This window comes from Vibrio sp. 2033, from assembly GCF_033339735.1.
In genome coordinates this window covers 1-614 of sequence record NZ_JAWOVC010000519.1, presented here as the reverse complement: position 1 = coordinate 614, position 614 = coordinate 1, and the positions used below count along the sequence as shown (strand labels likewise).

Here is a 614-nt window from a genome sequence, read left to right as displayed (position 1 = left end):
CGAATATGGATGTGATGATTGACTTCCACTATAGCGACACTTGGGCCGATCCAGGAAATCAATGGAAACCCCAAGCATGGCAACAAATGAGCTTCGAAGATTTAATGGGACAAGTATGGTCTTACACTAGAGACTCGCTAAACACCTTAAAATCTGCAGGTATAACACCAAAATGGATTCAAGTCGGTAATGAAACAAACAACGGAATGCTATGGAATGAAGGAATGGCTTCAAGCAACATGCGTAACTATGCATGGTTGTTTAATAGCGGACGCAACGCAGCCAAAGAAGTATTCCCAGATGCCAAGGTCATTGTCCATTTAGCAAACTGTCACGACAATGCTAATTTCCGATGGATTCTTGATGGCTTACAATCCAACAGTGCTTGGTGGGATGTTATTGGCGCATCGTCCTATCCCAAGAATGCTACTGGCCTTACTTGGCAAGAAGCAAACAATCAATGCCTCTCTAATCTCAATGACATGGTCGAACGCTACGGAACGGAAGTGATGATCACTGAAATTGGCGTGCCTTGGGATGAGCCTCAAGCAAAGACTATCGTTGCCGATATGATCCAAAAAGTACGTAATGTTAATCAAGATAAAGGCATTGGG

Annotated in this window: 1 protein-coding gene; it reads left to right on the top strand. The window is 43.5% G+C overall.

What is annotated here, in order from left to right; translation table 11 throughout:
• On the top strand, positions 1-614 hold a 614-nt coding region (locus R7P74_RS27550; protein WP_318123857.1), incomplete at both ends, for a glycosyl hydrolase 53 family protein.